The sequence below is a fragment of the Sulfuricurvum sp. genome, assembly GCF_049305995.1.
Lineage (GTDB): Bacteria > Campylobacterota > Campylobacteria > Campylobacterales > Sulfurimonadaceae > Sulfuricurvum.
Map to the genome: position 1 here is coordinate 1 of NZ_JBAQPS010000076.1, position 1,601 is coordinate 1,601.

2 protein-coding genes are annotated in these 1,601 nt (G+C 42.3%); both read left to right on the forward strand.

The window, feature by feature from the left end; genetic code table 11:
* Positions 1 to 505: GGDEF domain-containing protein (locus WA010_RS02600; protein ID WP_422555620.1), on the forward strand; the 505-nt coding region annotated here is incomplete at its 5' end.
* Positions 502 to 1,601: bifunctional folylpolyglutamate synthase/dihydrofolate synthase (locus tag WA010_RS02605; protein WP_422555621.1), on the forward strand; the 1,100-nt coding region annotated here is incomplete at its 3' end. The genes WA010_RS02600 and WA010_RS02605, both read left to right, overlap by 4 nt.

The following is a 1,601-nucleotide window of genomic DNA, read 5'->3' on the forward strand; positions in this document are numbered from 1 at the left end:
GGCACAAGCAACCCAAGCATCACGAGAAGATTTTTTAACTAAATTATTTAATAAACGAGCATTGGAAGAGTATTTAAATATAAAAGAAGCTGAATATATGCGTCATGGACGAAATTTTTGCGTTGCAATGCTTGATTTAGACCATTTTAAATTGGTTAACGATACCTATGGGCATGAAGCAGGAGATGCAGTATTGATTGCATTTTCGAAAATATTAAAAGAAGAAGTACGTACCAGCGATATTGCAGGACGTTATGGCGGAGAAGAATTTTTGGTTATTTTAGGGGATACTGATCTCTTGGGTGCTAAAGTGTTTTGTGAAAAAGTTCGTGTGCATGTCGAGTCAGCTCATTTTATGTATCAGGAGAAACGAATTGCGGTGAATGTTAGTATCGGTATAGCGCAGCGTCAGGATTATCCTTCGTTGAAATCGTTAATCAATGGTGCTGATGAACGGCTTTATGATGCTAAGCATAAAGGGCGAAACCGCGTCGAGCCTGCATGAGTTTAAACGATTTTTTAGCTTCAAAACCTCTTTTTTACGATGTGATTGACTATGAGCGTTTCCCTAACACGTATCATAAAATCAAAGATAAATTGACAAACCCTAAAATCATCCATTTGGTCGGAACCAACGGCAAAGGCTCAACGGGACGATTTTTGGCTACGGCATTGCACCGTGCAGGGCAAAAGGTCGGGCATTACACCTCACCTCATATTTTGCGATTCAACGAGCGGATATGGTTGGAGGGTTCAGAGGTAAGTGATGAGGGGCTAGAGTGTGCCCACCAAACGCTTTTGGACCTCTTATCCACGGAAATCGCCGAGACATTGAGTTATTTTGAATATACGACACTCTTGGCGATGGTGGTGTATGAGGGGTGCGATTACGTCGTATGTGAGGCGGGTTTGGGGGGTGAGCATGACGCGACCGCTATTTTTGACAAGGTTCTGAGTATATTTACCCCCATAGATTTTGATCATGCAGCATTTTTAGGTACTTCCATTGATTCGATTTCGGCGACGAAACTGCGAAGTATGCAAAAACTCGCGTTGTTAGGAAGACAGAAACACACCGAGGTGGAGTCGATTGCACGAGCGATTGCGGAGGTAAAAGGGTGCACTCTATATACACTCTCCGAGCGTTTAACTCCACGTATCGAAGAGATCGCATTGCATATTGCCACGAAAAATAGCCTTAGCGATTATTTACGTGATAATCTGACATTGGCGATGGCGGCGTATGAGATGTTGGGATTTGAGGCGAGTGAAACACTGTTTGATCAAAGTGCACTATTTGGAAGATTGAGCAAAATAGCTCCAAATATTACCCTCGATGTAGGGCATAACACACTCGCGGCGGAGTCGATAGCCCAAAATTTTGCTGGGGAAAAAGTGACCCTTATCTACAATACCTACGGTGATAAAGATTACCGTGAAATTTTGAGCATATTAGCGCCGATCATCGAATCGGTAGAGATTATCGATGTTGATGAGGGGCGGATTGTTGAACGTCATTTACTGGAATCTGTTTTACGTGAGGCAGAAATACCGTTTAGTGTATTTGATGCACTCCATGAAGATAAAGAATATTTAGTATT